At 53.0% G+C, this 8807-nt stretch carries 7 protein-coding genes; 4 read left to right on the top strand and 3 right to left on the bottom strand.

The genetic code is table 11. The annotated features are described in order from the left end of the window. The first annotated feature begins 154 nt into the window (after positions 1-154). Positions 155-1501: an NAD(P)/FAD-dependent oxidoreductase gene (locus OB13_RS07470; protein WP_461489532.1), complete on the top strand. Its 1347-nt coding sequence runs from the start codon at positions 155-157 to the stop codon at positions 1499-1501. 779 nt (positions 1502-2280) lie between these two features. Here OB13_RS07470 and OB13_RS07465 read toward each other — a convergent pair. Together OB13_RS07465 and OB13_RS07460 are read right to left on the bottom strand one after the other, a co-directional pair. Further along, on the bottom strand, positions 2281-4596 hold the full coding sequence (locus OB13_RS07465) for a M1 family metallopeptidase (RefSeq protein WP_461489531.1): 2316 nt from the start codon (positions 4594-4596) through the stop codon (positions 2281-2283). A 58-nt stretch (positions 4597-4654) separates the two neighbouring features. Then, on the bottom strand, positions 4655-5248 hold the full coding sequence (locus OB13_RS07460; protein WP_461489530.1) for a HupE/UreJ family protein: 594 nt from the start codon (positions 5246-5248) through the stop codon (positions 4655-4657). A 227-nt stretch (positions 5249-5475) separates the two neighbouring features. On the opposite strand from OB13_RS07460, the gene OB13_RS07455 reads away from it, so the two are divergent. Next, entirely contained in the window at positions 5476-6726 is a 1251-nt protein-coding gene (locus OB13_RS07455) for a lactonase family protein (RefSeq protein WP_461489529.1), read from the top strand. A gap of 72 nt (positions 6727-6798) precedes the next feature. Further along, positions 6799-7533 carry a YoaK family protein gene (locus tag OB13_RS07450; RefSeq protein ID WP_461489528.1) on the top strand — a complete coding sequence of 245 codons (735 nt, stop codon included), beginning with the start codon at positions 6799-6801 and terminating at the stop codon, positions 7531-7533. A gap of 40 nt (positions 7534-7573) precedes the next feature. Here the strand turns inward: OB13_RS07450 and OB13_RS07445 are convergent, their stop codons facing one another. Next, a complete protein-coding gene (locus OB13_RS07445) occupies positions 7574-8434 on the bottom strand; it encodes an alpha/beta hydrolase (RefSeq protein ID WP_461489527.1) in 861 nt (286 codons plus the stop codon). A gap of 183 nt (positions 8435-8617) precedes the next feature. On the opposite strand from OB13_RS07445, the gene OB13_RS07440 reads away from it, so the two are divergent. Beyond that, positions 8618-8807 (top strand): SpoIIAA family protein (locus tag OB13_RS07440; protein ID WP_461489526.1); only part of this gene is annotated, 190 nt, incomplete at its 3' end.

Here is an 8807-nt window from a genome sequence, read left to right as displayed (position 1 = left end):
TTGAATAAAAAGGTTGTTTGCCGCGGATCAATTGCACACAAAGTAACCAACATTTGATGGCTGCGTTATCCCACAATATAGAAAGAAGCGTATACTGAAGTAGCCCTGTTTGCGGGCCCAACAGTATGGTCATACAGAACATAAAATTCACCTTATGCTTGATATAGATAAATTATCACTGAACATACCCGACACCACCAAACCGCGCGTTGTGATCATTGGCGGCGGATTCGGGGGAATAAACCTGGCCCAGAAACTCAAATGCAAAGATTTCCAGGTGGTGCTACTCGACCGGCAGAACTACCACGGTTTCTGGCCACTGCTATACCAGGTAGCCACAGCCGGCCTCGAGCCGGACTCTATTGCGGAGCCGCTACGTAAAATGTTTGGCAGCGATGAATTCCAGGATTTTCACTTCCGGCTGGTAAAGGTGAGCGGCGTCAACCCGATTGCCAAAACAGTCTCCACGCTCGTCGGGGATCTGCCTTACGATTACCTGGTGATCGCGACCGGTACCAAATCCAATTACTTTGGCAACGAAGAAGTAAAGAAAAATGCGTTCCCGCTGAAACAGATACCGCATGCCCTGAACCTGCGCAGCCAGTTGTTGCAGTGTTTTGAACAGGCCAGCATGACCTCAGACCCGGAGCTGCAGCAAGGCCTGCTCAACTTCGTGATTGTAGGAGGAGGGCCTACCGGTGTGGAGACAGCCGGGGCACTGGCCGAAATGCGCAAGCACATCCTGCCAACCGACTACCCTGGGGTAGATTTCAATAAAATGAACATATACCTGGTCGAAGGGATGGATCGGGTGCTGCCGCCCATGTCACCCGAGTCCAGCGCCAAAACGCTCAAGTACCTGCAGGAGATGGGCATCCATGTGAAGTTAAATATCCTGGTCGAATCCTATGATGGCTATGTAGCCACGCTCAAAGGCGGCGAGCAGATCCAGACGCAAACGCTGGTATGGGCGGCCGGTGTGCAGGGCGCCCTGATCGACGGGCTGCCAGCCGAAGCGATTGAACGGGGCCGCATTCTGGTAAACCCCTACAACCAGGTCGTCGGCTTTGACAACATCTTTGCGATAGGCGACATCGCCCTGATGAAAACGGAAAAATGGCCAAAAGGGCATCCGGGTGTGGCGCAGCCGGCCATTCAGCAGGGCAAGCTGCTGGCTAAGAACCTGAGGCGGCTGATCAAAAATGAGAAACTGGAGCCGTTTGAGTATTTTGATAAGGGATCGCTAGCCATCATTGGCCGCAACAAGGCCGTAGCCGACCTACCCAAGAACATCCATTTAGGAGGATTCATAGCCTTTTTTGTCTGGTTGTTTGTGCACGTGATGGCGCTGGTAGGCTTCCGCAACAAGCTGATGGTACTCAGTAACTGGGCTTACCGGTTCTTTACCTACGAGAATGGCACCCGCCTCATCATTCGGCCATTTGTGCGGAAAGGAGACCGCGTCAAGCGGCAGTTTGTAAACAAGTATGATATGGAGTAGGGTTAATTGTTAAATTGTTGATTGTTAAATTGTTTTATAAATATGGCTGGTTAGGTATAGAAGAGAAGCTATACCTTCAATGAAAAGGCCCCCGGATCGAGCTGATCCGGGGCCTTTTTATGTCCCTGTATTTTGGGTACTTATGCTTCCTTATGTCACAAGCTGCGCTGACATCAAGCTTGCGGCATTATAGTGACTTTATAATATAGTTGGAACAGATAAATAGCAGTCCCGGATCCAACCACCCCTGCCCCTCCTTTTCTAAGGCGGGGAGCCTGCTGTTACTGCTGGAAAGGTATAGGCGTTGTAGCTGTCGTTCCCTGTAGGTGCACGATTATCATCCCCCTTCCCCCTTCCAAGAGGGACTTTCTGCTACTGCTGTTCATCAGGTATAAGCCCTGTAGCAGCAGGTATAGCGGGCAGGTATAACGAGCAGGTATAGCAAGACATCCTTACAACTTCTACTACAAAGCAAAGACATCTGCCATGTGCATTACTTGACGCTCCACTGTTCGAGCGGTCAGCGAGTTTGGAGCGTCTTGACTTTTTTGCTTACTTTGGGGATAGGGGCCCTCGATTTTTGTCAAGAAAAAAAGTGAGGCCCGGCTGGCCAAGCCAAGCGATGAAACAACGGCAGGTTGGAGTCTGATGAAGCTAAAGCTACACAGCAGGTATAGCAGCACAGGTATACCTGAAACAAAACATCCCTGGATTACCTAAAATCCAGGGATGTTTTGTTTAATTCCCCTGAGGGATAGAGCTCTGACTCTACTTATAGCTTACTTCACAGAGCTGCCATTGCTTGCCTCACGCTGCTGCTGCATCGGATTTGGCTGCTGGCGGTTCTGCTTGAAAATATCGAAGCGGGAAGGAGCCATACGGCGCGGATAGCTGTTGTTCGACAGATCCGTGTCAGCCGTCTGCAGGAGCGGATCCAGCGTGAAGCTGACAACCGGCTTTTCCGTTACAAAAACCTTGGTGATCTCCTCGTTGTTGTAGCGCCAGATCTCAGCCGGTATGTTCACGATCTCATTTGTGCCGTCTTCAAACTCCATACGCACGATCAGGGGCATCACCAGACCGCCCAGGTTCTTGAAGCCTACTTCGTAGAAGTTTAGGCCCGAATCCAGTGCCTTTTTCTCCTGAGGCGACAGGGCCGCATAAAACTTCTGGTACTTCTCCTTGTCGGAGGCAGTTGCTGCCAGCGGGTCGTAGCTGTTGTAGAAGTCCTTCAGTTCGGGTCTTTCGTCCAGGCGGGTTTTAGGTATAGCTTGCAGGTTGCGCTGCTGCGAAAGCGTATGGGGTGCTTTGTTCTGCTCGGCTCGCTTCTGGGTACTTACAAAATCCGGGTTCTGGGAGTCAATGGTATACCACTTCACACCTTCCACCGAAATATCGGTATGGTCCGTAGTGTAGAACCAGCCTCTCCAGAACCAGTCCAGGTCCACGCCGGAAGCGTCCTCCATCGTACGGAAGAAGTCAGCCGGCATCGGGTGTTTGAAGGCCCAGCGGTTGGCATACTCTTTAAATGCGTAATCGAATAACTCACGCCCCATCACTGTTTCGCGCAGAATGTTGAGGGCGGTGGCCGGCTTGCCGTAGGCATTGTTACCAAACTGCAACACCGACTCGGAATTGGTCATGATGGGTACCTGCGTGTTCTTGGCGCTTTTCATGTACTCTACTATATTGGCAGGCTCCCCGCGGCGCGAAGGGTAGTTGCGCTCCCATTCCTGTTCCGCCAGGTACTGCATAAACGTGTTCAGGCCCTCATCCATCCACGTCCACTGGCGCTCGTCCGAGTTGATGATCATCGGAAAAAAGTTGTGTCCAACTTCGTGTATGATCACCGTGATCAGGCCATACTTGGTGTTGGCAGAATAAGTGCCGTCTGCCTCGGGGCGGTAGCCGTTGAAAGAAAGCATCGGGTACTCCATGCCGCCTACCGGGCCGTGCACCGAGATCGCGATCGGGTAGGGGTAGTCGATGGTATGCCGGGAGTATACCTTCAGGGTATGCGCTACCGATTCGGTAGAATATTGTCCCCAGAGCGGGTTTGCCTCCTTCGGGTAGTAGGACATGGCCAGCACGTTTTTGCCGCCCACCTTCACGCCCATCGCATCCCAGATAAACTTACGGGAGCTTGCCCAGGCAAAGTCCCGTACGGCTTTGGCGCTGTATACCCAGGTCTTTTTGTCTTTGGATTTTGCCTTTTCAGCCTGTGTCGCTTCTTCCTGTGTTACGATCAGTGTTGGCTTATCGGCTTTTGCGGCGTCCGCAAAGCGCTTTTGCTGCGCCGAAGTCAGCACCTGGCTGGCGTTCTGCAGCTCACCCGTAGAAGCCACGATGTGGTCGGCCGGTACTGTGATGCTCACTTTGTAGTCACCGAAGGGCAGGGCAAACTCGCCGCTGCCCAAAAACTGCTTGTGCTGCCAGCCGTTCACGTCGTCATACACGGCCATGCGCGGAAACCACTGGGCCATCTCGTAGAGGTAGTTGCCGTCTTCCGGGAAAAACTCGTAACCGCCGCGGCCGCCCAGGGCTTTCTGGTCGTTGATGTAGTTAAACCAGTCGATGCTGAAGGTATAGGACTGCTTCGGCTTCAGTGGCGTTGGCAGGTCGATCCGCATCATGGTGTTGTTGATGGTGTACTTCAGATCCTTGCCGCCACGGTCTTTCACCGCTTTGATCTTGTAGCCGCCGTCAAAGGCCTCGCGGGTCAGGTGCTCTACTGCGGAAGTAGACATCTTGTCCTGCAGCGAACCTGTTTGCGTCAGGTTGCTCATCGACTTGGGTTCGTAGATATTCTGGTCCAGCTGCACCCACAGGTAGCTGAGCACATCCGGGGAGTTGTTGGTATAGGTGATGATCTCAGAGCCGGTAATGGACTGGTTCTCGTCGTTCAGCTCCACCTTGATGGTATAGTCGGCGCGCTGCTGCCAGTACTGGTGGCCGGGTGCGCCCGAGGCAGTACGATAGGTGTTAGGAGTAGGCAGCTCTTGCCCGAGTTGTGCAAACTTCGTGTCCTGGGCCATGGCAGCCAGCGGACCGGCTATCAGCCCGAAGAGTGCCAACCCTCTGATCAGGTTTTTCATTCAGGTATAGGGTGAGTGTAGAAGGTTCGGTTTAAGGTTAATTTTGAAGGCTTCGTGCTTAAAAAATATTGTTTTCCAGGATCATGATCAGCGAAATGCCGGCTGCTGCGCTCGAAAGCACCAGGATCCAGTCCCGCTTTTTGGCCCGGAACAGGTTTAGGATCAGGAAGCCTAGTAGGAGCAGAGCGCCTACGATCAGCAGTTGGCCCAGTTCTATCCCTATGTTGAAAGCCAGCAATTGTTGCCAGGTACTGCCGCTGCGACCCAGCATCGACTTCAGGAAATTAGAAAAGCCCATGCCGTGGATCAGGCCGAACCCAACCGCCAGCAGGTTATGCAGCGACCAGATCGGGTGTTGCCGGGAGGCCGCGCTTTTCATCTTGAAAAAGTTGAGGATGCAGGTAAGCAGTATGGTCACCGGGATCAGGAATTCGATCAGGTCCGCATCAAACCGGATGATGTTGAACGTCGAAAGGGCCAGGGTAATGGAATGGCCGATGGTGAAGCTGGTGACCAGGCCGAGTACCTGCCGCCAGTCACTCAGGGTATAAATGGCGCTCAAAGCCAGCAGGAACAGCATGTGGTCGTAGGCTTTGAAATCAAATATATGATGAAAGCCCAGCTCAATGTAGGTAGCGAAAACCGAAGACAAGTTGGTGGTATAAAAGGTTGTTGTAAAGGCGAAGCTGCAAAGTAATATTTCGGAAGGAGGATTGCAATAGGGTACCTGCCAGATATAACCAGGACCGGATAGGCTAAGTTGCTAGCTTCTGAGACAGGGTAATATAAAGCCTGCAATATAAAACCGTCGGAGGTAGTATGTCATGTTCGGATTTTTCTGTTTCTTAGAGTGATCAGCCAAGGTATACACCAACTTATATGAGATACAGATACAACGATTACGGGAACCGGTCTAGCCTGAGAAAGCTGGCTATGGCAGGAGTAACAGGTATGGCTTTCCTATTCACGGCCTGTAACTCGGGCGGGGGAGAGCAAAATCAAACAGAAGAAGTCGCCACGGATCAAACGGAACAAACGAATGCAAACGCAATGGTATATGTAGGCTCTTATGCCGGCCCCGACCAGGAAGGAATCTGGCTCTACAACCTGAACCCGGAAACAGGTGAACTGGCACGCGTGAAAGGGTTCAAAGCCGGTCCAAATCCTTCTTACCTGGCATTGGATGAAGCCCGGCGCTACCTGTATGCCGTAAACGAAACGGGCGATTACCAGGGCAAAAATAGCGGGGCTGTGAGCGCTTTTGCTGTAGACCGGCAAACGGGCGACCTGACGCTGCTCAACCAGGTGCCGTCGGAGGGCGGCGCGCCCTGCCACATCTCTTTTGGAAATGCTGGTAAAACGGTGCTGGTCGCCAATTATATGGGTGGAAACGTGGCTGCTTTTCCTGTACAGGAAAATGGCTCCCTGGGTGAAACGCAAAGTGTGCAGCAGCACAAAGGAGCAGGTCCGGACAAAGACCGGCAGGAGGCTGCGCATGCGCACTACATCGGCCAAAGCCCCGATAGCAAATATGTTTTTGCAGTTGACTTAGGTATAGACCAGGTGCTGGGTTATCGCCTGGACTCCCGGACAGGAGCGTTATCGCCCAACGAGCCTACTGTTGCCTTTGCAACTAAACCCGGTGCAGGCCCGCGTCACATGGTCTTCCACCCCGGGGGGCGTTACGCCTACGTGATCAACGAGCTTAACTCTACCATGACGGCCCTGGCCTATGACGGTGAAAAAGGCACCTTCTCTGAAGTGAAGTCCATTAGCACGCTGCCAGCCGATTCTAAAGGGGAGAACTCCTGCGCGGCTGTGAAGGTATCGCCCGACGGGAAGTTTCTGTATGGCTCCAACCGCGGGCATAACAGCATCGTGGTATACGCAATAGACGGCAGCACCGGCAAACTGACGCTGGTACAGCACCAGGACACCGGCGGCGACTGGCCCCGTGATTTCACGATCGACCTAACGGGCAATGTGCTGCTGGTGGCCAATGAGCGCTCCAACAACATCGTTACGTATAAAATTGACAAAGCAAGTGGCAAACTAACCCCAACCGGCCATAGAGTGGAGGTGCAGAAGCCGGTATGCCTGCAGGTAGTGCCGGCATTTAGCCAGCAGTAGCGCTGAAGATATAGCAAAAAGATATTACCCAAGCAAAAGGTAGGAAATGGATTAATTTCCTACCTTTTGCCTATGCTACGACACACTGGGCACCGGCGCAATTTCAGGCACAACATCAGGCTGGCGGCACTCCTCTGCCTGACGGCCGGTTTTGTGAACATTGCCGGGCTGCTTGCTTTTGCTGTGCTCACAACCAATGTCACGGGCCACGCCGCTTACTTAGCCGAGAGCATGGCCCAGGGAGATTACCGGTTAGTCCGCATCATTGCCCTCTGGATGTTCCTGTTTTTGCTGGGCGCTTTTGCGTCGAGTTTCTTCATCAGCCGAATCGGCCGGAACCAGGTATTCGCTTATACCCTCCCGATACTTGCCGAGATCATCATACTGGTTCTGAATGCAATCTATGGGAGCAACTATGATGGAAGCAAAGTGATGAAGGAGATGTTTGCGGGTAGCCTGCTTTTTGCCATGGGGCTGCAGAACAGCATGGTCTCCATGATTTCCGGCTCGGTAGTACGCACCACCCACCTGACAGGTATATTCACAGATTTAGGGATTGATCTGGCTACTGCCACGCTACCAGCTGCTATATCGAAGCCCGGGCTAAAGCAACGGATCACGCTCCGGCTGGTCATCATTCTGTTCTTTCTGGCGGGAGCCGTGGCCGGAGGCTACCTCTATCCGCTGCTCCAGTACCGGTTATTTTTTGTGCCTGCCGCTCTTCTGGTCGTCGCCATGTTCTACGACATCTCCCGGGTACGCATCCTCAAAGTTTTGCGGCAGCTCCGGCACCGGCTTGCTGCTTAGGCTGTTTTAAATTTTAGAGCTATACCTGGGTAAGCTATACCTACCTGAGTGCCTGTTGGGTCTGAGCCGAAGCTCTTGCTTTCTGGAAAAACAGCAGGTGATGCTCCAGCGAATTTCCCCAGTAGGCCCAGGAATGTGCCCCCGGCCGCTCCGTGTAATCGTGAGCCACTTTCTCCGCGACCAGGCGGCGGTGCAGTTCGCGGTTATCTTCTATCAGAAAATCATCTACCCCGCAATCGATCACCAGCTGCACGCCGCTTTGTTTGAGCTGCGGCACCATGTTTACAATGGAGTTGGCTTCGTAAAGCGCCAGGTTTTCCTGTTTCGGACCCAATACCGCTTCTATACTAGGCAAGAGGTTCTGTCGCTCTATACCTGCCACATTCAAAGAGCCACTCATACTGCCTGCCGCCAGGTATAGCTCCGGGTGCCGGGCCGCCAGGTATAGCGCGCCGTGCCCGCCCATACTCAGTCCGGAGATAAAGCGGCCATTGCGGTCGCGGATCGTGCGGTATCTGGTGTCGATAAGCTGCACCAGTTCCCGGGCTACAAAGGTTTCGTACTGGCTGGTTTTGTCCACGGGGCTGTCGTAGTACCAGCTGCTGTAGCCGCCGTCCGGAGTTACGATAATGAGCTGGTATTTATCGGCCATCGCCTGAAGCAGCTCTTTTTGGGGCGGCACTTTGAGCCAGTTGCTGAAGTTGCCGCTGTAGCCGTGCAGCAGGTATAGCACCGGGTAGGGGCCGTTCTTTTTCTTCCGGTAGCTGTCGGGCGTCACCACCCCGGCTTTCAATGATTTCTGCATGGAAGGGCTCTGGATGATGAGCGTATCCACTTTGGCGGCTTCGGCAGCCAGCATGCTCAGGCAAAGCAGCAGGAGCAGGAGGTATTTCTTGTACATGCGATGTGTTTGTGAAGGTATAGCTGCTGCAAAATATACATAAAAGGGCAGATGGCGAACGTGTTTTGGGATTTCTTCAGGTATAGCATGCCTGTTTAATCAGGTGAGACTTTGTCACAGGACAAGTAAATATGCGTAATAACGAGGTAGTTTACTGCTTAATATAACTGATTGTAAGAGCTTATGCTGGAAGTGCTGCCGGAAACACAGAATGACCTGCTTGCCGTTCGGGTGAAAGGGGAGCTGACCATCGCGGACTTTGACAAGTACCGCAACAGGCTCCGCGACCTGATGCAGCGCTACGAGGAGGTACACTTGTATTACGAGATGGTGGATGTGAACTGGGTGCAACCGGTTGCCGCCATTGAGAACG

This window comes from Pontibacter sp. HJ8 (assembly GCF_054824225.1).
This window is presented reverse-complemented; position numbering and strand designations above follow the sequence as displayed.